The organism is Arenibacter antarcticus (genome assembly GCF_041320605.1).
Lineage (GTDB): Bacteria > Bacteroidota > Bacteroidia > Flavobacteriales > Flavobacteriaceae > Arenibacter > Arenibacter antarcticus.
This window is the reverse complement of sequence record NZ_CP166679.1, coordinates 3,848,919-3,870,628: the sequence shown is the minus strand read 5'-3', so window position 1 is coordinate 3,870,628 and position 21,710 is coordinate 3,848,919. Positions and strand designations below refer to the sequence as shown.

Here is a 21,710-nt window from a genome sequence, read left to right as displayed (position 1 = left end):
GAAGCTTGGATAACCCATAAATCCCTTTAGGACATTAAAACGGGGGTTTCGTCCTAATTGGCAATGCTATAATTTTAAGGGATGGTAATTTACATTTCTATTCATACAAAAACTTCTGATTATGAAAACCAATAAGGACCATTTTATGATATGGGGAATTGCACTCCTATTGTTCTGCAGCATTACCTATGCCCAAACAACGCATATTGTAACATTGCACGTAGATATGGATGGCCTAAACCAAGGAAATAACAAAAAAGCATTTTCTTTTTCTGTAAGTGAAGGAACTCAGGTAGCGGATATAGACGACCCAGAGGCATTTACCATTTTTGTAAATGAAAACGATGAAATAGAGTGGGAGGGCGAGTCCTCTTCAGGTGCAGAAGTTAATATAGAGGAAATAGAAATTATGGCCGACTCTCAAAATCCTAATAGAAAAGACCTGTTTAACAACAAAAAAATAAAAGGGAACAAAGGTCATGGTGATAACAGGAAAAAGATTAAAGCAAAAATAAAGGAAAAAACAAAAGACAATGTTTATAAATACATCATTAGGTTTAGTATAGAAGGCGACCTTTATGAAATTGATCCAAAAATTAAGGTATAAGATTATACAATACTATTCATATGCTTATGGCTTTATTTTGTAAGAAAACATGGGTTTATTGCAAAAAGGCTGTCTTACCCTTAGGCTTTCTTGTTGTATCCTTTCCGATGATATACGGTCAGAACCGAACCATAGCCGATAGTCTGGAAATACTATATAACACAGGTGCTTTTGCAAAGAAAGATCGTCTACAACTCCTGGGTGACCTTGCTAAAAATCACCCTAACCCTGAAAAATCATTACATTATAGTGAAGAACTCTTAAAAACGGCCAAAGAACTGGGTTCCAAACAATACCTACTTGTTGGATATCGCGAAAAAGGAAATTCTCTTCGACTAAAAGGGGACCTTAGTGAGGGATTGGCGAGTTATTTTAAAGGAGTAAAACTTGCCAGTGATGAAAATTTGAATCATGATCTGGGGCTATTGTATATCTCTATTGCCCATGTTTATTCTATTATGGGTAACCACAGCAACACCATTCAATATTACCATAAAGCCATTGGGATTCTTAGGGAACTGAACGATTCGTTGAATTATGCCAATGCCTTGGAAAATCTGGGGGATGAATATAATCTTAACATGGCCAAACCAGATTCTGCCCTTATATTTTTTAAAGAATCCGGAGCGCTATTTAAAGCACTGGATTCAAAAATTGGAATGGCCTATAACCTTGGGAATATTGGCTTGGCCTATGCGCAATTAGGACAGAATTCTATGGCGGAGAATAAAATATCCGAGGCTATTATCCTATTAGAGGCGCTTGGTGATTATTATCCTATTTGTGTTTACCTCACCTATATGTCAGATATATATATGCAGCGAAACGATTGGAACGCGGCATTAGGATATGCAGTGAAAAGCCTGAATCTTGCAGAACAATACGAACTAAAAGATCAGATTAGTGCAGCTAATTTACAACTGTCAGAGTTATATGGAAAGAAAGGCAACTCTGCAGAAGCCTTGGAATATTACAAACAACACATTGCCTACAAGGATAGCGTAAAAAATATAACAGCCGTTCAGCAAATGGCAAATATGCGCACCAATTATGAGGTATCACAAAAGCAAATAGAAGTAGACCTTTTAAATCAGCAGCAAAAAACCCAACGCATCATCGTTATTGCCACGGTCATTGCCCTATTTTTAATCGGACTTTTGGCATTTGGATTGTACAGACGCAACAGGTATATCCGTAAAACAAAAAAGATTATAGAGCAGGAAAAAGATCGATCAGAACAGTTGCTCCTCAATATTCTTCCTGAGGAAACTGCTGCCGAATTAAAACAAAATGGGAGTGTTAAGGCCAAAAAGTTCGAATCCGTTACCGTGCTGTTTACCGATTTTGAAGGGTTTACCCATTATGCGGAAAATTTACCTCCCGAAAAATTGGTAGAAAGTATTGATTACTATTTCACGAAATTTGATGAGATTATGGAAAAACATGGTTTAGAGAAGATAAAGACCGTGGGGGATGCCTATATGTGTGCAGGGGGATTGCCGTTTCCTACAAAAGACCACGCCTATAGAATGATAAGGGCCGCTTTTGAGATCCGTGACTTTGTAGTGGCGGCCAAAATGGAGGAAAAATTAGAAGAAACCCGTTTTAATATCCGAATAGGGATACATACCGGACCAGTAGTGGCCGGGATAGTGGGGACGAAGAAATTCTCTTATGATATATGGGGCGATACGGTAAATGTGGCATCGCGGATGGAATCTGCGTCCGTCCCCGGGAGAATAAATATATCAAAAAATACTTACGATCTTATAAAATCAGATTATACTTGCGAATATAGAGGAGAAGTCCAAGTTAAGAATCGGGGAAAGATAAAAATGTATTTTGTGGATCATTGCATATAAGAATCAGTAAGAAATTTGGTATTCAAGTTTTACTATTTTAACTAATCCACCAATTTATTGAGCACTGCATTAATCAAGTCGCTATTGCTCTTAAGAGTAGTACTATATTTTTCCAATCTTTTTCCAAAATCATCGGTTTCTATCACTTTTATGTCAATGTCAAAATAACCGTGATCCTCCACATTGTTTTCGTTATCTACCGATATTGGAGGCAAGGGAAACCAGTTGTTTAGTTGTGATTTGATTAGATCACTATTTTCATCATAGTTCTGATTAATGACGATATCGGAAAATCGGAATTCAAGACTGGCTATTTCTTTTTTATTAAAAGTTTTCCCCGCATCTACCCAAGTAGAAGAGATACTGATAGCCACCAAGACATCTAAATTATGATCCTTTTCATTAAGTTTTGCTTTGGCATAATGCACTACAATTTTTTTAGGATTTAAGGACATGAATGTTTTTTCAGGATTTAAATCGAAATGAAAAACAAAATTACTGGACACTTGCGACCTTAAAGACCCACCATTTGTAGCTACTATATCGGCTTTTCTTATTACTTCAAATCCTTTGTACTTTTGAAGCAATTCATTTTTTCTTACCCCTGACACATAAAAATCACTCCTAGAGATACTAGCACTATAGTCCGCCGTATATTTTTCTGCTTGTTTATCGATTAAAGTTGTGGCACCGCTAACACCCCAATTTATGACTTGCGGAATCACCAATCCCAATATAGATGTCAATATACCTTCGCTATCATCTTCTTGCTCTAACAGTTGTATTTCTACCTCTTCTCCATTTATGGCATTAGATCGTTTATTTACAGCACACCCTCCTAAAAATGCAATGCATAGCAGAAGAGTGAAACTACCTTTAACTCGATTTAAAATTTGATCAGGAAAATAGTGATTTTTCATAACTGACCCGTCTTTATTAGATTGGATAATAGGTTATATACAGGTCCAACTCTTAAGAACCCGATTAAATTTAATGATTTTTAATCGAATTTTACTACTTTTTAGGGAGTAGATAATCAGCCAACATTTTTTAGATTGCTCCTTACAGTTTTAGAAAACCCTTACTTGATAGCGGTAATCTCCTGGACTTTTTTGATACTTTTATACCGGGTTAATTCAGTCGATTACATTTCGTAATGCTTATATTTAATCCATTTAAAGTTGGGCATGTTTTTGGGGTTCCCTCATTTACTATTTGAAAGAATCCGTATTGCCTACATAAATCCAAAATCAATCAATGAAAGTAATACTATTGTTCCTCATTAAATTATCCGTTCTGGTCTGTGGTAACGAAAATGTACAAAATTAATTTAGCGAAGGCATGAATTGGATACTGGTACTGGAAATTGGTTATATTATTATAATGCTTTTGGTAATACTCCGGGTGTTGTACGACACGCGAAGCGGGTCTAAGGCGCTGGCCTATATTCTTTTTATCGTTATGATACCCGTGCTTGGTATTTTATTTTATTTCTGGTTTGGGGTCAACTATCGCAAACGAAAACTATACTCTAAAAAAATAGATCAGGACAAGAAATTACGCGAAGAATTAAGAAGTCGGATGTATGCCTATTCTGCAAGAATTTTAAATTCTGGATTGATACCCATTAAACATCGGAATCTGGTAGAGTTTATTCGAAAGTCTAGCAGTAGTCCATTAACGGCGAATAATGTTGTAAAACTCTTGTTGAACGGAGAAGAAAAATTCCCCGAACTTCTAAACGCATTAGAAGCGGCCCATTCGCACATCCACCTCGAATACTACATTTATGAAAATGATGAAACGGGAAATGCTATAGCTAATATGCTAATTAAAAAAGCAGTAGAGGGTGTGGAAGTCCGGTTTTTGTATGATGATTTTGGGAGTCATGGGCTAGGGGCCGAGTTTCTTAAAAAACTAGAGGACGCTGGGGTACAGACTGCACCTTTCTATAAGATAAAGTGGTATGCCTTGGCCAGTAGATTAAACTACCGCAACCATCGGAAAATTATTATAATAGATGGGAAAACCTCGTTTATTGGAGGGATTAATATCAGCGATAAGTACAGGAACGATACCAAGGGTGAAAATGGATTGTATTGGAGGGACACCCATTTAATGATCAATGGAATTGCGACACTTTATTTACAGTATTTATTTTTATGTGATTGGAATTTTTGCAGTGAAAATAAACTAGAATACGACGAAAATTATTTTCCACCCCCAATCAAAGATGATCTAATACAGCAAAAATTGGTGCAGATTGTACCTTCTGGTCCCGACTCTACCTTACCTGTAATTTTTTACTCGTTAATGCAGGCTATTGGGTCAGCCAAGGAGCGAATATTAATTACCAGTCCCTATTTTATTCCTGGGGAGAGTCTAATGGATGCCCTTATCATTGCCGCCAAAAGCGGAGTTGAAGTAATATTGCTGGTTCCAGGGATATCGGATTCCAAAATGGTAGATGCGGCCGCAAGGTCTTATTATACCGAATTATTGCAACATGGGGTGCGAATTTTCCTTTATGCCAAGGGATTTGTTCATGCAAAGACCATGGTAATCGATAGGGAGTTGTCTATAATAGGATCAGCAAATATGGATTACAGAAGCTTTGACCTCAACTTTGAGGTGAATGCCATGCTTTATAGCCCTGATCTTACCTCAGAATTGTATCAGGCGTTTATAAAGGATTTGGAAAATTCCTCGGAGATAAATGCAAACGACTGGTTAAACAGGCCCAAATACAAAGATCTTTGGGAGCGTGCAGTGCGGTTGCTTTCGCCTTTTCTTTAAATAACAATTTTTGGCAACCATAGAATTCTTGCAAGTATTTGATGAGTATTCATAAGGCAATAAAATTTAGTATTTTGGTAAGAAAAGCTGGTGATCTAATGAATTAAAAATCGATTTATAAAGGTCAATATTTTGCTAATTCCCATATCTGTAGTAATTTAATGTACACCTATCTTCTAACGAACGGGAAACCCATAAGCTGTTCCATTTACTTGGAAACAAATTATATAACAACTAAAAAACAACAAATGAAGGCAATAGGATTTAAACAGTCATTACCCATTACCGATACCAATAGTTTTATAATGTTTGAAACTGAAAAACCTAAGGCAAAAGGACATGATCTGCTCGTAAAAATAGCAGCCATATCTGTGAATCCGGTGGATTTTAAGATAAGGCAGAGTGCCGCAAAAGATACCCTTCTAGATATTCCTAAAATTATAGGTTGGGACGCCGTTGGAACCGTTGAGGCTGTTGGTAGCAAAACTTCTAGATTTAAGGTGGGAGACCAAGTGTATTACGCTGGAGATATTACAAGAAGCGGTAGTAATGCAGAATATCAATTGGTTGATGAGAGAATTGTTGGTTTAAAGCCTCAAAACCTTTCCCTTGCAGAAGCCGCAGCAATTCCTTTGACGGGATTAACAGCATGGGAAACGCTTTTTGATCGGATTAGGGTAGACCCCATAGCCGATCAAGGGAAAACTGTTTTGATTCTAGGAGGGGCAGGTGGCGTGGGTTCCATCTGTATACAATTGGCCAGAAAGGTGGGCAATTTAACCGTGATCGCTACCGCATCTAGGCCAGAATCTGCTCAATGGTGTACCAAACTGGGAGCCAACCATGTGGTGGATCACCGCAATTTAAAGAAAGAGTTGGAAAAACTAGGACATAGCCAAGTAGACTATATTTTAGATTTTGTGGACCTAAAAGAATATTGGGAGGTAGCTGCTGAAATAATTAAACCACAGGGACATATTGTTTCCATTACAGGGAGTAGTGAACCCTTGAATTTAGATCTTTTAAAAAGTAAGAGCGTAACTTTCTCTTGGGAATTTATGTACACTCGTTCTATGTACACCACGGATGATATGGATAAACAACATCTTATTCTTAATGAAATAGGGGGATTATTGGATACAGGAAAGCTAAAAACGACCTTAAACACCATTTTGACAGGGTTTTCGGTAACCAATTTAAAAAAAGCACATCAACTTCAAGAATCGGGAAAAAGTATAGGTAAAACGGTGATCCTGTTTTAAAAATAACCTACTTCCCAAGCTGAGATTTAGATAACTACTCGCCGAAAGTATTTATGGATGATCTGGAGGAAAGAAATAAATAAAACACCATAACCATTTATAAACCAGCTAATGAAGGTGATCCGTACTAGTTATCGACCTATATGGAGGTGAGGAATATGTATAGGGACTTATTTTCACCTAATTCGGTTCGTTAAAATGAAGGTATTATAGAAGCAAAAGTGTCTGAATTTATCTGTATATCCATCTGCTGTTAAATGCATAACGGTAAATGAGTTAAGCCTATATTTAATAGCATTCATAAATCCCACCTCTAATGCCGAAATTTATAGAAAAGGAATATAATGGAAAATGTACTCGTTGTAGGCGCAACAGGAACCACAGGAAGAAAAGTTGTGAATTTACTGAAATCATCACCGTACTTTGTGCCCATTGCCATGGTTCGTAAAGAGAGCCAGATTCAAGAATTCTCGGAACAAGATATTCAAACAGTTTTAGGAGATCTTGAAAAAGATATTTCACATACTCTGGACAAGATACACAAAGTGGTATTTGCTGCAGGATCTGGCGGTAGAAAAGTGGTGGAAGTAGATCAGGAAGGTGCCAAGAAAATGATTGACGCCTCAAAGAATAACAAAATAAAGAAATTTGTAATGCTCAGTTCTATGGGCGCAGACCATCCCGAAAAAGCGACAGAACTTAAAGGCTACTTAGAGGCTAAACACAATGCCGATGAATATCTTAAAACAAGCAATATTCGCTATACTATAATAAGACCAGGGGCACTCACCAACGATAAGGGAACGGGTAAGATTATGATTGGCAAACCCTTAAATAAACGCGGGAGCATTAGTAGAGAAGATGTTGCTCAGGTACTGACAAGAACCTTGTATGATGATGCTCTTTCCCAAGATTGTTTTGAAATAGTATCTGGAAATGAATTAATTGGAAAGGCTTTGGACAGTTTAACAAACAGTTAAACTTAAATTCAACTCTAAAAAAAAGATCAACTCGAATTTCTCCACCTAGGGCAGTTTATAGCTTTTATAGGTGTCTAGAATTCCAAGCAGTGGCAGCACCTTAATATCGCCTTCAGTGGAAACTATAAATGTTACTGCACCATTAGATGCTATCACCAACTGTATAAGACTAATGATGGTTTTGCCAACTGAACGGGGGATTATAGGTGCTCGAAACCATATCAGCTCTAGAGACCTTAAATTATCATTTCAGAATGTCATTTTGACATTCTGAAAAAGGGATCTTTCTGAAATATAGACAGGTTTTTCTTAAAAAAATTTTAATGTCAGACCAGAAGATCAGCGGTTTTTGGTTTGGCATTTTTTTTGTCTGCAATACACTGAATTTATTGTTTAACTTAAATCTTAAATTATGAGCACTTTAGTTAATGTTCCTAAAAGTGGCGGTTTGACAAATAGAAATTCAAATAGATTGTCAAACCTTCCAACTTGGTCTTCTTGGATAGAAGATATTTTCAGCGGGGACCTACCTACCGTATTTTCGCAAAATTTTAATGCTGGCATCAGCCTTCCAAAAGTAAATATCAAGGAAACCGCCGAGGCCTATTTTGTTGAAATGGCCGTACCTGGACTTAAAAAATCCGATTTCCAAATCGAGATCGATAATCAGTTGCTTTCTATCGCTACCGAAATGGAGGAGGAAAATGAGCAAAAGGATGGGAATTACACTCGTCGAGAATTTGGGTATTCATCCTTTAAACGAAGCTTTACCTTACCGGAAACCGTAGATGATGATAATATCCAGGCAAACTACAACGAGGGTATTTTAAGCCTCCGGCTTCCCAAGAAGGAAGAGGCAAAACAAAAACCCACAAGGACTATCAAAATTTCTTAATTCTAAATGAAATTAGGGGACCTCATTCATAGGTCCCCTTTTCTAAATGTTTGTTGATCCAAACTACAGAAGGTATACTACCCAATAGCACAATCTAGACACACCCCTCTTTTTAACAATTTTCAACCTGTCATATGGTTGGTTTTTAGCATTTTGGTAAATTTTTTGAGGGATTCCTATTGAAATAATGTGTAACTAAAACTGAGTGAAAATGAAAAAATTGGCAATTCTTTCGTTAGCAGCATTTTTGACCACAAGTTGCAAAGGTCAAGAGAACAAAAAAGATGATATTCAACACCTAGATAGCACCGAACTACTAGTTGAACAGCCAAAAGGCAGGTGGAAAGTCGATAAGAAATTTGATAAACAAGGGAACCTTATACAGTATGATTCTATTTATTCATGGTCATCCTACGGGGATTTGAACAGCAGGATTAAGCAGAATCCCGACAGCCTATTGCAATCTTTCCGATCCAAGTTTTACAGAAATTTTTCGGATATAGATACCCCACGGTTCGGGGACCTATTCGCTAAGGACTCGCTTTTTGCCCAGCAGTTTTTCGACGACGACTTTTTCAATAGTCAATTTGGAAAAGATTTTATGGATATCGACAAGATTCGGGAACAAATGGAATCTATGCAACAAAAATTTCTGGAAAGGTACCAGTCGGAGTACGAATCATTGGAGAACGAAAATCCTAAGGATATCGAATAAGCGTCCTTTGAATTGAAAGTTTTATATCATAAATCCCGCTTAACCAATCCAATAATAGGGTAGGTGACCTCTTGTTGAAATTGCGTGAGGGATAGTAGCGGTTACCCCGCAGTGCAACGAGGAGTAAAAGCGAATAGCCCGACCCGTAGGGACACGCCCTATAAACCTACCTATACCATCTTGGCAAATGGAATTAGCGATGTCTGAAAATAGTTAATACCCAAGTCATTGGCCAGGGTTTGCAATCGTAAACCAAGGTTTTTTAAATTAGTTTTTGTACTTTTAAAAGACCTCCACCAATCGCTCTAATAATAACAGACTATGAAGACAACAAGCGTAAAAGCATACGGTACGGAAGCTGCCGATGCCGATTTAAAGCAATTACTAATTAGTAGGAGGTTGGTGACCGCAAAGGATGTGGAGATCGATATCCTGTATTGTGGAGTATGTCATTCCGATTTACATTTTGCCCGTAACGACTGGGGATTTAGTGTATACCCAGTGGTGCCAGGTCATGAAATTGTAGGTAAGGTAAGACAGGTAGGCGCAGCTGTAAGTAATTATAGAAAGGGCGATATAGTGGCCGTAGGTTGTTTGGTAGATTCGTGTCGAAAATGTGATAATTGCAAAAATGATTTGGAGCAATATTGTCCAGAATGGGTGGGTACCTATGGTGGGCACGATAAATATTCTGGGACACATACCTATGGCGGATATTCAGAAAGTATTGTGGTGGATGAGGATTTTGTACTCAAAATACCCGAAAATCTTGATCTTGCAGGTATCGCTCCAGTCTTATGTGCTGGGATTACCACTTGGTCTCCATTAAGACATTGGAAAGTTGGAAAAGATAGTAAAGTGGCGGTTGTTGGCCTAGGTGGACTGGGCCATATGGCTATAAAACTAGCGGACGCCCTAGGTGCGCACGTCACCTTGTTTTCTAGATCGCCAGATAAAATTAAGGATGGATTGGCTTTGGGGGCAGACCAGGTAATTATATCTACCGATAAAGCGCAAATGGCTAAGGCAATAGGACATTTTGATTTGATCATCGATACTGTCCCCTACAAACATGATATTAATCCGTATATAAACACTTTAAACACCAATGGCACCTTGGTCATGGTGGGCTATTTAGGGCCATTGGATCCATTTCTTAATACCGTGCCTATGATTATGGGTCGTAAATCTGTTGCAGGGTCTTTAATAGGTGGTATTGCGGAAACTCAAGAATTACTAGATTTCTGTGGAAAGCACAATATTACTTCAGATATTGAGGTTATTAATATTCAAAATATTAATGAGGCGTATCAACGCATGCTCAAAAGCGATGTCCATTATCGGTTTGTAATTGATATGAAGTCACTTAAAGCCTAAAGGTGTTCCCTACTAGGGTAGTAAAATAATTTTAATTTCTTATTTTTTGGGCGTTCCCTCCTTCGTCGGGCGGGCCCTTGGCTATATCCCTTGCCATGCTTCAGGGATGCCGCCGCGGTCCATGCCTATCGGCATGCAAGCCTAACGCGGACTAAATTGACTGTATTTCAATGGATTTTTAAACTAGGAAAAGAAATAAATAAATTTCCTATAATTCCCGACTTGCTAGTTGCGAGGAGTTTATCTTTGCAAAAAAAATATTTCATGTTAAAACAGTTTTCAGATTTCGGTATCAATGAACAATTACAGCAAAGTTTAGTCGATTTACAAATTTCTGTTCCTACGGATATTCAAGAAAAAACGATTCCGGTTGTTCTAAATCGAAAAGAAGATGTTGTTGTTTTAGCAAAGACAGGAACTGGAAAAACGGCTGCTTTCGGACTGCCCTTACTGCAATTAATGGATTTAAAAAACTCCGATGTACAGGCGCTAATATTGGCACCTACAAGGGAGCTGGGACAACAGATATTTGCCAATTTGGTGTCTTTTGCAACCCATAGTCCAGAAATATCCATTGCCTCCGTATGTGGTGGTATCCCCATAAAACCGCAAATAGAGCGATTAAAAACGGCAACTCATATCGTAGTTGCTACCCCTGGGCGTTTGGTCGATTTAATTAAACGCGGTTCTATCAACGTTAAAAACCTAAAGTATTTGGTCTTGGATGAGGCCGATGAAATGGTAAGCGCCTTAAAAGAAGAGGTAGATACTATCATAAAAGAAATTCCTAAATCTAGGAGAACCTTATTGTTTACGGCTACCATGCCAGGAACCATTAAGCAATTGGTCCAAAATTATATGTCGAAACATGTGGTGCATATAGAGGCGGACATGGAAACTATTGGTCACCAAGGGATAGACCATCAATATGTGGTTGTGGATCCCATAGAAAAATTAGAGGTATTACTTCATTTTTTGAGTTCCAAAGAAGGTGAGCGCGGAATTATATTTTGTAAAACTAAAGCTGCCGTTAATAAACTGGCAAAAAACCTAGCGATTAACAAGATCTCTTCTGGTGCCATCCACGGTAGTTTGACCCAAGCTATACGTGATCGTATTATGGGGCAATTCAGGGAAGGACATATAGATATTCTAGTGGCTACTGATTTGGCAGCACGTGGTATTGATGTAAAAGAGATCTCCTACGTTGTAAATTATCATTTACCGGACACTTATGACACTTATGTGCATAGAAGTGGACGAACGGCTAGGGCAGGAGCAAAGGGACTTTCTTTAACGGTATTACAACAAGAAGAAGTTCATGAAATTTCTGATTTTGAACGGGAATTGGGAATTACTTTTAATCAGGTTGTAAAAGCGGACGCACAAAGTATTGAAGAGAATAACGGTTTAATTTGGGCCAAGAAAATATTTAGGACCAAACCCAATCGGGAGGTATCTGAAGATTTTAAGGCTAAAGTAAAAACAATTTTTCATCATTTAACAAAAGAGGAGCTAGTAGATAAAATATTGGCAAATTACTTAGCGCAGTCCAGTACAGTAACAGCAAAACCTGAAGCGCCGAAAAAGAATAAAAAGAAATAATTAGAATGGCAAATAACATAAAAAATCAAGAGGATATTTTATCAAAATTAAATATCCTTACGCTGAATCCCATGCAAGAGGAGGCTATTTCTGTAATAGAAAACACTACAAATACGATCATATTATCGCCTACGGGAACAGGAAAAACATTGGCTTTTTCTTTACCCTTGTTAAAATTCTTAAACCCCGAATCCATAGAGGTTCAAGCATTAATACTGGTGCCGTCAAGAGAGTTGGCCATACAAATAGAACAGGTCATTCGTTCCATGGGCTCTGGCTTTAAAGTAAATGCGGTTTATGGGGGTAGGCCCATGTCTAAGGACAAAATTGAAATAAAACACACACCTGCTATATTAATTGGGACCCCAGGGAGGATATTGGATCATTTTGAAAGCGATCGCTTTTCAAAAGCAAGTATTAAAACCCTCATTTTGGATGAGTTTGACAAGTCGTTGGAAGATGGTTTTGAAGAGGAAATGAAAGCCATTATAAGTCAGTTACCCAGCGTAAACAAACGTATTTTAACCTCTGCTACCCATTCCGTGGCCGTACCAGGTTTTGTACGATTGGATAAACCGACCATAGTTAATTACTTAAAAGAAAAAACAGTTTCAAAATTAGCTATTAAAACGGTGGTTTCCCCAGATAAGAACAAACTGAAAACCTTGTTGGGTCTGGTACAACATATTGGTAATGAACCTGGAATTATTTTCTGTAATGTAAGGGAGAGTATAGACCAGGTGAGTACTTTTTTGAAGCGGAATAAAATTGGGCATGCCTGTTTTTCCGGTGGCATGGAGCAAAAGGACCGAGAGCGGGCCTTAATTAAATTTAGAAATGGAACTTGCCAAGTATTAATTGCTACAGATTTGGCGGCTAGGGGTATAGATATCCCGGAAATGAAATATATTATCCATTATGAATTGCCACGACATGAAGAGGAGTTTATTCATAGAAACGGGAGAACGGCTAGGGTCAATTCAAAGGGAACAGCTTACGTATTAAAATGGGAAAACGAATTGTTGCCCGAATTTATTAAAAATGTTAAGGGCATCAACATTTCCAAAAAAGCACCCCATAAGCCACAATTCTGGGAAACTTTGTTTGTTTCTGGGGGACGAAAAGATAAAATTTCCAAAGGGGATATTGCAGGTTTATTTTTTAAACAAGGTGATATCAATAAAGATCAATTAGGGACCATTGAGCTTAAACAAGATTGTGCTTTTGTTGCCATTCCTTTGGCTATTGCTGATGAGTTGGTGGAAAAACTGAACAATACCAAATTAAAGAACAAAAAGGTACGTGTAACGGTGTTATAATTATGGAGAAATAGCGATCTTAAGGGATATTAAAGCTTTAGTAATTTTTAAAACCCAAAAAATAAAAGGCTTCCTCAAAAATTAATCGATTTAAAGTCAACAAATATGGTGTCATATTAAGGAAGCTAATTAATCGACTTATAGAATTAAAATAGAGAAACTATCGCATTAATCTTAATCAGCCATTTACATTGATCATCTATGATACTATCATAATAGGCGGGGGACAAGCGGGACTTTCCGTCGCCTATTTTTTAAGAAGGAGTTCTTTGGAGTATTTAATTTTGGACAATCAAAAAAAGCCAGGAGGGGCTTGGTTGGAGACTTGGGAGAGTTTACAATTATTTTCCCCAACTCAATTTAGCTCTATATCGGGTTGGCAAATGCCGAAAAGTAAAGGAGAATACCCTACAAAAAAAGAATTTATCGACTATCTCAACGCCTATCAAGAGCGTTATGATTTTCCTGTTCAAAGAAATACAGCGGTAATCCAGGTAGAAAAAGAAAGTGGAATTTTTAAAATAGTAACGAATAGGGGTGTTTTTCATGCAAAAACTGTGGTAAGTACTACGGGAACGGCTAAAAATCCTTTTGTCCCCAACTATCCAAATCAAAGTGATTTTGAAGGGACGCAACTACATTCAGTGGAATATAGAAATCCAATGATATTTAATGGAAAGAAAGTACTTGTAGTGGGTGGAGGTAATTCTGGAGCACAAATTTTATCAGAGGTGTCTAAGGTCGCCGAAGCTAAGTGGGTTACGTTAGAACCACCCCAATTTATGCCAGAAGATATAGATGGACGCTATTTATTTAATCAAGCTAATTCTAGTTACCTCGACAATAATACTCAGAACTTTGAGGAAGAAGTTTCATTAAGTGATATTGTTCAGGTGGAAAGCGTAAAAGAGGGATTAAAAAGGGGGATTTATAAAGCTGTAAGACCGTTTCATTCTTTTTATAAACATGGGGTTATCTGGCAAAACGGAGAAAAGGAAGTGTTCCACGCGGTGATCTGGTGCACCGGTTTTAGAGCCAATCTTCAACACTTAGAAGCCTTGAATATTATTGAAGATAACCGCGTTAAGACTAAAAACACTCGTTCCCTAAAAGAACCAAACCTTTGGTTGGTGGGCTATGGCAAGTGGACAGGTTTTGCATCAGCTACCATTTACGGGGTAGGGAAGACTGCGAGAGCAACCGCTAATGAAATACGAGCACATTTTAAAACGGAATCTTAATCTCAAAATTATCAAGTTTTTATATAATTGCCTTTTAATTCCAGAAGATTAATTCTTTACTTATTTTGTCTACTCTCTAATAAAATGGGTAGTTCGTCGAAAAACGAGAAAATTGGGTAGGGTATAATCGTTCTCAGTTGTTAAAAACGGTAATACCTCTTTATTAGGGGTGAGAATTTTAATATTAATCATAAAAATTAAACAGATGAAATTTAACTTTTTTTCAATTGTACTCGTTGCTTTTAGCACCTTTATTATTGGATGCTCTGATAACAACGATAATAAAAATGATTTTGGACGGCTCACGGTTAATCTAACCGATGCTCCTTTTCCTCATGACCTAGTAGCGGAAGCCAACGTGACTGTTTTTAAGGTCGAAGCCCGTTATAAAGGAGGTTTAGAATTAGGTGCCCAAGCGATCGATAGCAACCCTGCTACCATGAAAACCGAACAGGGAAATCACTTTGTTATACTAATGGAAGAGGAAGTGCAGGTAAATCTTTTGGACCTTACCAATGGTATTACCAAGAATCTTGTAGATACAGAAGTACCCGCAGGATATTATGATTTAATCCGCGTTTATGTGAGAGGGGTCAATGTAGTGCTTACAAACGGGACTACCTACGATCTAAAGGTTCCAAGTGGAGCCCAATCTGGAATAAAAATATTTATTAAACCCGGACTTGAGGTTAAAGGTGGACTTTCAGCGGATCTTTTACTAGATTTTGACGTAAGTAGTTCTTTTGTGGCAAAGGGCAATTCCGAAGACTTAAATAATATTACCGGATTCAACTTTAAACCTGTTATTAAAGCAAGTAATTTATCCACTGCAGGAACGCTTATGGGCGTTATTTCAGAAATTAAGGACGATGCAGCAGTTGGTGTTGAAGGGGCTCAAGTAGCGATTTTTGCTGCCGACACTTTAAATACCACTACTTTTTCCGATGTTGCTGGTAGTTATATGATTATGGGGTTAGATGCAGGCTCCTATACCATAGAAGTTGAAAAAGAAGCCTATTTAAAACAAACTACACAAGAGGTCCAAATAAACGCTGGCAATAAGACGGTTAAAGACTTTGAGTTGGTATTGGAATAATAAGATAGTATAAAATTTAGTTGAGAAGCGGGATAAATATCCCGCTTTTTTTGTTCCAAAATATTCGTATTGTAAGGATTTACCCCCTACAGCGTATAAATAGCAGTAAATACTACCCACGGCGGTATTAAAATCATAGGTCTTTATTATTTAAGGAATACTAGGAGCTGGTATTAGGCAATTTGTTCTCAATACAGGCTCCTTTTTATAAGGCGTCGCCCAGTTTTATTTTCCTAGTGGCATACCCAAAGAATTATTGTAACTTAAAAACGAATTACAATGAAATTGGAATATGAAATACTTTCGAATTTTTAGTGCCTTTCTGCTTTTTACGATGATTGCTTGCAATCCTAGTACAAAACAAAAAAATAAAGCTAAATCACTAGTAGCACGGAGTATCCCCAAGGTTGTGACCGCCGATATTGAGGAAGGCATCAAAGCTAATATCGCCAAAAAAGTGGTAGAAGGAGACGGCTATTTTAATATGACAACAGAAGGGAATGACCTGCGCCTACAATTGGTACGTGTTCATACCGAATACCTTTCAAATTTGGGCCCCCAACGTCATTTTGCCTGTGTTGACCTGGCTGATATAAGTGGGGATGTCTATGATGTAGATTTTTTCTTGGAGGGAGACCCAGGTAACATGACCGTTACTGAAACCACCTTACACAAGCTTAATGGGAAGCCTTTTTACACCTGGAAACAGCGAAAGGATAAGACCTGGTATAGAATGCCTGTCCAAGATGCGTCACCAGATTTGCTAGGGGTAATTGAAGGAGAGGACAACTTTGAGTTTCATTATGAAGTTACCCTTCCGGAAATAAAAAAATCAGCTAAAATTTGGATTCCTGTTCCCCAGACAGATCGCTTTCAAACAGTTAAACTAGTATCTCTGGAAGCTCCAACAGCGCATAGGATCCTGGAAGAAAAGAACAACGGAAATTCTATTTTATATATGGAGCTTTCTCCGGAACATAGTGGAGAGAAATTAGCACTTGTCTACGATGTGGAAAGGCGTGAAAAAAAACCTTATGAAGAAGCTGCGTCCCCTACTAAATATCTTAATGCCAGCTTACTGATGCCTGTCGGAGATCGATTTCAGATACTGGCAGATTCTATTATTGGCAATAAACGTAGCGAAGGCACTATTATGCAGGCAAGGGCTTTGTATGATTATGTGATCGATAATATGCGTTATATAAAAGCGGGTAAATACGGCACTGGCGATGCTGTTTACGCATGTGATGCCCTTACTGGTAATTGCACTGAGTTTCATTCGCTCTTCATATCCCTGGCTCGATCTGCGGGAATACCATCACGGTTTGCCGTTGGGGCTTCCATCCCATCAGATCGTGACGAAGGAGGGATTGATGGATATCACTGTTGGGCAGAATTTTATGCGGAGGGAAAATGGTGGCCTGTAGATATCAGTGAAGGCAATAAATATACGGCCCTCGCCACCTATTACTTTGGTCGACACCCTGCTAATCGTATCGAATTCAGTCGGGGACGGGATCTACACATAGAACCTGGACCTTCTTCTGGACCCATAAATTTTCTGGCATATCCAATCATGGAAATAGGAACAACCCCAGCATTTCCAAAAACGTTCTTTTCATTTCATAGAAAAGCAACAAATCTAGTAAGCCTACGCTAAAACGCACTTCCTTGACTAATTCTAGCCTTCAGGATGCTCAGTAGTATCTTTATCCTTAGTTGGATGTTCATCAGCATCTTTAGTGGGATGCTCATCGCCATCTTTAACGTGGTGTTCTTCACCTTCAGGATGTTCTGACTGCATTTCCGTGTTTTCCTTCTTTTTCTGATCTCTACAAGAGCTCAAGGTGCCGGCGGCAACGAAGAAGAAAAGAAGCAATATCAAAGAAAAATATTTAAATTCTTTTAATCGGTTCATAATCTTAGTTGTTTTAATAAATGTGGATTAAACTTCCTAGTTGAAAAATCAGGCTAAACTAGAACTAAGTGCTTGATTCATATAAATATAGCAAATTATCTCCCAATTGCATTAATTAACCCCAATTTTATACCGTTTATTCTATTGGACAGTTGCACGGACAACGGGGGAAATTCATTAAACTGATTATTTACATGGACTTCCTATTAGAATTTAAAAGGTGGTCTGTATAAGTTTTTCGGCCGCAGGCATCTACCATTGCGAAGGAGGTTAGGAGAGTAGTACGGTTACCTGAACACATTCTATAAGCATTGAGGTAGGGATTTTGATTACATTTATAAGTAATAGCTCACTAAGCCTCTTGGTTAGCAGGGAGTATCACATGGAACGCAGCACCCTTCTCTTTCTCCGAGACTGCAAAGATTTCCCCGTTGTGGTTATCGGTGATCTTTTTGGCAATGGAAAGGCCTATTCCCGAACCTGCATAATCACTGTGTTGGCCTAGGCGTTGGAAAATAAGGAATAGTTGTTCCCCTTGCTTTTGATTGAAACCGATGCCGTTATCCCTTATTATTAACTCATGGTAGGAACGCTGTGGCAGAAGGGTTGGATATTTTTCAATTTCTTTTTTGGGAAAAGGGCGCGAAAGTATTTCGACTACAGGTGGAACACCTTCCCTCGAAAATATGAACGCATTCCCTACAAGGTTATAAAATAACTGCTGCATCTGCAGGGGTACGGCATCCAGAACAGGGAGCGGTCCAATTTTCAGTTCACCCCTCTTTTGTTCTATAAGCAGTTTTAAATCCAATTGGGTATCCTCTAAAACTTTATTCAAGTCAGTCTGCTCAAACGGCCCGCCGTATTGCGAAAGTCGAGCATAGTCCAGCAGCCCTGTAACAAGACTGGACATCCCTTCCGCGGATGAAGCAATCTTTTTAAGAATTTTCTGGTCCTCTGCCGCCCCGAATGCCCCTTTTTTTATTAAACGGTCAGAATAGTTGATTATATTCTCTAACGGCTCCTGCAGTTCATGACTGGCCATGTGGACATAGCGGTCCAGTTTATGGTTGTTTTCGTTGAGCTTCGCTATAGTGTTTTTATAGCTTTCAGTCATTTTTCTTGCGGTGACGTCCTCTATTGATAACAGGATCGATTTTCCGTATTTAGTATCCCGTACAATCTCCCTTGCGTTGAACATAAACGTCCATTCCCCACCAGATGGAGACTGGAGAACTATTTCTTCATCAACGATACGTTCCTTTTGTGGAAGCACATTTTGAAGCAGGAAATGCAACTCTGGATTATCCCAAATTTTATCCTGTACCTTAAAGAAATGTCTTCCCTCTATTTCATTTTTGTTCACGTTAAACCGCTTGTAGTAGGAGGCATTTGCAGACTGTATTGTGAAATCACTTTGGAGCACTACGAACGGCTCCCTAAGGTTTGCGATTACTGCGTTTAAATAGTCCATGGTAACATTCTGCTCTTCCTGCTTTTCCAGCAGTTCGCGGTTTACCAAAATAATCTCCTCGTTGATGGACTGTAGTTCTTCCTTGGATGTTTCCAATTCCTCATTAAGACTCTGCATCTCCTCATTACTACTCAACATTTCCTCGTTGGCACTTTGCAGTTCTTCATTGTATGCGTCTTGATCCTCGTTAATTACGCGCATATCATCACGTGCCTGTTCCAGTTCTCTTTCCATGGACGCAATGTGCTTCTGTAAGTTATTTTTACTTAAGGAGGTAAAGGTTGGCTTCAGCTTTTCCCAAGTCCTATCCAAAAAAGAAGAATGTCCAGATTTTTTTTGGAACAGGATAAGATAGTAGGGGTCTACAATATCATTTAGTGGCACAATTTCTATAGTAACCGAGAATTCTTCCCTGTCAATTTTCATAGGAATACCTTCCTTGATTACCGGCTCCAGGGATTCCTTTGCCTTGTGAATAGCGGTGCGCAGTTCAAAGGCCAATTCCTTGTGTACCATCTTCATCAGTTCATGGCCAGGTTTGCCAACGTATGGCTCTAAAAATGGGGCAATGCTCCCCTTAATATGTACGACTTCCATATGCCCATCTACGATGACGCCCACGGGAGTATATTTAGAGATCAGGGTAGATTCTGCACTTTTCAAGAAATCTGTTTGAGAAGCTCTAGTAGAAATTTCTGCTGCTCTTATTGGAATTTTTTTACTATATCCTGACCCGTGGGAAACCTGCAGAAAACGGCCAGAGCCAGGCTTACGCGAATAGATTTTCCTTCCCTTGGAATATGGCACGAACAGATCTGAGGGGGTGCCTATGCTCTCTGACCTACCAATAAGTAGGTACCCATGTTCTTGGAGGGCGTAATGGAAGGTAGCAAGCACCTTTTTCTGTAAAAAAGGATCCAGATAGATAAACACATTTCGGCAACTCACCAGATCTAATCTTCCGAATGGTGGATCCTTTAGAAAATTATGGATAGAGAACACAATAGTATCCCTAATAGGCTTAACCACCTGATAATTTCCATCAGTCTTGATGAAATAATCCTCGAGCTGCCATTCTGAAAGTGGTTTCACCTCGGAAGGACTGTAAATACCAGTACGTGCCTTGTTTATGGCGGTCTTAGAAATATCCGTAGCAAATATCTGAATCTTTGTCCTGTGCAGGTTATATCCAGCTGTAAGTCCGCCAAAAGCATCAAAAAGTCCAATGGCAAGGGAGTACGCCTCTTCCCCAGTGGAACAAGCGGGAATCCAAATTCGGATGGGCGTATCCGGGCCATGATCTTCTAAAAACTTAGGAAAGACCGTCTTACCCAGTTCCTCGAAAACTTCTGGATCACGGAAAAAGGAGGTTACTTTAATAAGAAGGTCTTGGAACAGGGATTCTTGTTCGGTCTTGTTTACCCTAAGAAATTCAAGATAATCGGAATGGATTTCCATTTGGCAGATTGCCAATCTGCGATTGATACGCCGTAGAATAGTCGGCTCTTTGTAATAGCTAAAGTCGACCCCACTATGTTGCTCTACAACGGAAAGAATTTTTTTGATATGGTCTTTATCCGATACAGATTTTTGGTTTACCTCATCATTGGAAGCAGTTCCATAAAGGCTGTACACCTGAATAAGTTTTGAGGGGATTTCCTCAACGGGAAGGACAAAGTCTACGACCCCAGCTTCGATGGCGTTTTTGGGCATGCCCTCCCATGTTGCAGACCTAGGGTCCTCGGCAAAGGTAAGTCCGCCGTGTTCCTTGATTTCTCTTAGGCCAACTGTTCCGTCCCTTGCGGTACCTGAGAGTACAACCCCTATTGCAAAGGCTCCGTGCACTTTGGCTAAAGAAATGAAGAATAAGTCTATAGGCATGTTGGGAGTATTCTTTTTACGGGGGGAAAGTTTTAACCAATGGTCTGTTACTTCCAATATTTTATTTTCGGGGATCACGTAGATGTGATCCGGTTCTACTTCACAGTCATCGGTAATACTCTGTACAGGAATAGTGGTAGACCTGCTGAGGATCTCTGGGAGTATGCTCTCATGGGAAGCTGAGAGGTGTTGCACTAAAATATAGGCCATTCCAGAATTAGGAGGAACGGCTTTAAGAAATTTTTTAAAGGAATCTATTCCTCCCGCCGATGCCCCGACCCCAACCAATGGAAATTTTTCCTGGGTTGTGTTTGATCTCATTATTTAGTGTTTTAACCTTTCGGGGACTACCTGTAAGTTAGCTAATTTCTTTCAGAAACAGGAAGATTATGGAATAATCTTTTAGGCAAAGGAGAAGGGTTAAATACATCAAGACTACTTTTTTTAAAATTATTAATTCCTGCTTTTCACCACCCTGTCTCTTCTTAAAATATTGTTAAAAAAATAGCGTGTTTATCGTGGTAAAAGGTTGAATCTAAAATTGAAAACCTTGAAAACAAGCTCAATTTTATTTTTCGACATACATAATTTAACCATAAATAAGCACTCAAAATTGCTTATCTTTATATACCACAATTTAACATATAGTTTAAACTGAAGTGAATTATAATAATTCCGCTTC

Annotated in this window: 16 protein-coding genes; 13 read left to right on the top strand and 3 right to left on the bottom strand. The window is 38.6% G+C overall.

Features of this window, described 5'->3' with window-relative positions; all coding sequences use genetic code 11:
* Nucleotides 1-121: 121 nt before the first annotated feature.
* Both KCTC52924_RS15920 and KCTC52924_RS15915 read left to right on the top strand, forming a co-directional pair.
* Nucleotides 122-607, top strand: a complete 486-nt coding sequence (locus KCTC52924_RS15920; RefSeq protein ID WP_251805749.1) for a hypothetical protein — start codon at nucleotides 122-124, stop codon at nucleotides 605-607.
* 107 nt (nucleotides 608-714) lie between these two features.
* Nucleotides 715-2,469 carry an adenylate/guanylate cyclase domain-containing protein gene (locus KCTC52924_RS15915; RefSeq protein ID WP_251805748.1) on the top strand — a complete coding sequence of 585 codons (1,755 nt, stop codon included), beginning with the start codon at nucleotides 715-717 and terminating at the stop codon, nucleotides 2,467-2,469.
* Between the two features lie 41 nt (nucleotides 2,470-2,510).
* Here KCTC52924_RS15915 and KCTC52924_RS15910 read toward each other — a convergent pair whose 3' ends face one another.
* On the bottom strand, nucleotides 2,511-3,389 hold the full coding sequence (locus KCTC52924_RS15910) for a hypothetical protein (protein WP_251805747.1): 879 nt from the start codon (nucleotides 3,387-3,389) through the stop codon (nucleotides 2,511-2,513).
* A 421-nt stretch (nucleotides 3,390-3,810) separates the two neighbouring features.
* Here KCTC52924_RS15910 and cls point away from each other — a divergent pair, with 421 nt between their 5' ends.
* The 11 genes from cls to KCTC52924_RS15855 all read left to right on the top strand — a co-directional run bounded on the left by cls (nucleotide 3,811) and on the right by KCTC52924_RS15855 (nucleotide 17,415).
* Nucleotides 3,811-5,265, top strand: coding sequence for a cardiolipin synthase (gene cls / locus KCTC52924_RS15905; RefSeq protein ID WP_251805746.1), 1,455 nt, complete (start codon nucleotides 3,811-3,813; stop codon nucleotides 5,263-5,265).
* A gap of 248 nt (nucleotides 5,266-5,513) precedes the next feature.
* Complete coding sequence (locus KCTC52924_RS15900) at nucleotides 5,514-6,527, top strand: zinc-binding alcohol dehydrogenase family protein (protein WP_251805745.1); 1,014 nt, start codon at nucleotides 5,514-5,516, stop codon at nucleotides 6,525-6,527.
* A gap of 344 nt (nucleotides 6,528-6,871) precedes the next feature.
* Nucleotides 6,872-7,507, top strand: coding sequence for an SDR family oxidoreductase (locus KCTC52924_RS15895; protein WP_251805744.1), 636 nt, complete (start codon nucleotides 6,872-6,874; stop codon nucleotides 7,505-7,507).
* 412 nt (nucleotides 7,508-7,919) lie between these two features.
* On the top strand, nucleotides 7,920-8,402 hold the full coding sequence (locus KCTC52924_RS15890) for an Hsp20/alpha crystallin family protein (protein WP_251805743.1): 483 nt from the start codon (nucleotides 7,920-7,922) through the stop codon (nucleotides 8,400-8,402).
* Between the two features lie 211 nt (nucleotides 8,403-8,613).
* Nucleotides 8,614-9,117, top strand: a complete 504-nt coding sequence (locus KCTC52924_RS15885) for a hypothetical protein (protein ID WP_251805742.1) — start codon at nucleotides 8,614-8,616, stop codon at nucleotides 9,115-9,117.
* Nucleotides 9,118-9,438: 321 nt separating this feature from the next.
* A complete protein-coding gene (locus KCTC52924_RS15880) occupies nucleotides 9,439-10,494 on the top strand; it encodes an NAD(P)-dependent alcohol dehydrogenase (RefSeq protein WP_251805741.1) in 1,056 nt (351 codons plus the stop codon).
* A gap of 264 nt (nucleotides 10,495-10,758) precedes the next feature.
* A complete protein-coding gene (locus tag KCTC52924_RS15875) occupies nucleotides 10,759-12,099 on the top strand; it encodes a DEAD/DEAH box helicase (RefSeq protein ID WP_251805740.1) in 1,341 nt (446 codons plus the stop codon).
* A 5-nt stretch (nucleotides 12,100-12,104) separates the two neighbouring features.
* Nucleotides 12,105-13,418, top strand: coding sequence for a DEAD/DEAH box helicase (locus tag KCTC52924_RS15870; protein WP_251805739.1), 1,314 nt, complete (start codon nucleotides 12,105-12,107; stop codon nucleotides 13,416-13,418).
* Between the two features lie 191 nt (nucleotides 13,419-13,609).
* Nucleotides 13,610-14,659 carry an ArsO family NAD(P)H-dependent flavin-containing monooxygenase gene (locus KCTC52924_RS15865; RefSeq protein WP_251805738.1) on the top strand — a complete coding sequence of 350 codons (1,050 nt, stop codon included), beginning with the start codon at nucleotides 13,610-13,612 and terminating at the stop codon, nucleotides 14,657-14,659.
* A 205-nt stretch (nucleotides 14,660-14,864) separates the two neighbouring features.
* On the top strand, nucleotides 14,865-15,755 hold the full coding sequence (locus KCTC52924_RS15860) for a DUF4382 domain-containing protein (protein WP_251805737.1): 891 nt from the start codon (nucleotides 14,865-14,867) through the stop codon (nucleotides 15,753-15,755).
* Nucleotides 15,756-16,047: 292 nt separating this feature from the next.
* Nucleotides 16,048-17,415: a transglutaminase-like domain-containing protein gene (locus KCTC52924_RS15855; protein ID WP_251805736.1), complete on the top strand. Its 1,368-nt coding sequence runs from the start codon at nucleotides 16,048-16,050 to the stop codon at nucleotides 17,413-17,415.
* Between the two features lie 21 nt (nucleotides 17,416-17,436).
* Here the strand turns inward: KCTC52924_RS15855 and KCTC52924_RS15850 are convergent, their stop codons facing one another.
* The gene (locus tag KCTC52924_RS15850; protein WP_251805735.1) at nucleotides 17,437-17,673 is read right to left on the bottom strand and encodes a hypothetical protein; all 237 of its coding nucleotides are present in this window, start codon (nucleotides 17,671-17,673) and stop codon (nucleotides 17,437-17,439) included.
* A 352-nt stretch (nucleotides 17,674-18,025) separates the two neighbouring features.
* The gene (locus tag KCTC52924_RS15845) at nucleotides 18,026-21,349 is read right to left on the bottom strand and encodes a chemotaxis protein CheB (protein WP_251805734.1); all 3,324 of its coding nucleotides are present in this window, start codon (nucleotides 21,347-21,349) and stop codon (nucleotides 18,026-18,028) included.
* Nucleotides 21,350-21,710: the final 361 nt, after the last annotated feature.

What these genes read in the sequence shown, in the direction of transcription:
- KCTC52924_RS15845 (WP_251805734.1), bottom strand. Translation starts at nt 21,349, where the DNA reads ATGAGATCAAACACAACCCAGGAAAAATTTCCATTGGTTGGGGTCGGG.
- KCTC52924_RS15850 (WP_251805735.1), bottom strand. Translation starts at nt 17,673, where the DNA reads ATGAACCGATTAAAAGAATTTAAATATTTTTCTTTGATATTGCTTCTT.
- KCTC52924_RS15870 (WP_251805739.1), top strand. Translation starts at nt 12,105, where the DNA reads ATGGCAAATAACATAAAAAATCAAGAGGATATTTTATCAAAATTAAAT.
- KCTC52924_RS15875 (WP_251805740.1), top strand. Translation starts at nt 10,759, where the DNA reads ATGTTAAAACAGTTTTCAGATTTCGGTATCAATGAACAATTACAGCAA.
- KCTC52924_RS15915 (WP_251805748.1), top strand. Translation starts at nt 715, where the DNA reads ATGATATACGGTCAGAACCGAACCATAGCCGATAGTCTGGAAATACTA.
- KCTC52924_RS15895 (WP_251805744.1), top strand. Translation starts at nt 6,872, where the DNA reads ATGGAAAATGTACTCGTTGTAGGCGCAACAGGAACCACAGGAAGAAAA.
- KCTC52924_RS15910 (WP_251805747.1), bottom strand. Translation starts at nt 3,389, where the DNA reads ATGAAAAATCACTATTTTCCTGATCAAATTTTAAATCGAGTTAAAGGT.
- KCTC52924_RS15900 (WP_251805745.1), top strand. Translation starts at nt 5,514, where the DNA reads ATGAAGGCAATAGGATTTAAACAGTCATTACCCATTACCGATACCAAT.
- KCTC52924_RS15880 (WP_251805741.1), top strand. Translation starts at nt 9,439, where the DNA reads ATGAAGACAACAAGCGTAAAAGCATACGGTACGGAAGCTGCCGATGCC.
- KCTC52924_RS15860 (WP_251805737.1), top strand. Translation starts at nt 14,865, where the DNA reads ATGAAATTTAACTTTTTTTCAATTGTACTCGTTGCTTTTAGCACCTTT.
- KCTC52924_RS15855 (WP_251805736.1), top strand. Translation starts at nt 16,048, where the DNA reads ATGAAATACTTTCGAATTTTTAGTGCCTTTCTGCTTTTTACGATGATT.
- cls (WP_251805746.1), top strand. Translation starts at nt 3,811, where the DNA reads ATGAATTGGATACTGGTACTGGAAATTGGTTATATTATTATAATGCTT.
- KCTC52924_RS15890 (WP_251805743.1), top strand. Translation starts at nt 7,920, where the DNA reads ATGAGCACTTTAGTTAATGTTCCTAAAAGTGGCGGTTTGACAAATAGA.
- KCTC52924_RS15920 (WP_251805749.1), top strand. Translation starts at nt 122, where the DNA reads ATGAAAACCAATAAGGACCATTTTATGATATGGGGAATTGCACTCCTA.
- KCTC52924_RS15885 (WP_251805742.1), top strand. Translation starts at nt 8,614, where the DNA reads ATGAAAAAATTGGCAATTCTTTCGTTAGCAGCATTTTTGACCACAAGT.